Here is a 471-nt window from a genome sequence, read left to right as displayed (position 1 = left end):
GCATCCGGATCGGTGTCGTTGGTCAGCACATTGCCGCTCGCAACCACACCACCCGAACCATTGGCAACACCACCCTTCTCGGTCGCGTCACCCGCATCGGCAACCGCCGTCGGTGTCGTGTTCGAGCTCGATGACGGGCGGAAGACCACATCGGCGTAGTAATTGGCGGCATTGTAGGTGGCATTCGGGAAAATGCCCGCGGTGGCGGACCCACCATAGGCATAGACGCCGTTGCCGCCGGCCACTGCACTCGACTGGGCCGTCAGCGGGCCGCTGGTGACGGCCGCCGTATAGAAATTGTTGGTCGCCACATAGGCACCTGTCGTGTGGTAGGAGGCGACATAATTGGTGTTGGCGGTGATGGTAACGGGTGTTGCAAAGTTCACCGTCTGCCAGCCGCTCGCCGTGGTGTTGGTGAAGGTGGCGGTCGCGAGTTTGGTGCCTGTCGTGGTGTTTGGTGCCTGTCGTGGT

At 62.0% G+C, this 471-nt stretch carries 1 protein-coding gene; it reads right to left on the bottom strand.

Going from position 1 to position 471, the window contains the following annotated elements; all coding sequences use genetic code 11:
- A partial coding sequence (locus AC1DM5_RS36570) for a DUF4082 domain-containing protein (RefSeq protein WP_477976964.1) occupies positions 1-471 on the bottom strand: 471 nt, incomplete at both ends.

The organism is Rhizobium sp. 01T437, from assembly GCF_056398505.1.
Note: the sequence above shows the minus strand (reverse complement) of the source record. Positions and strands in the feature narration are given on the sequence as shown.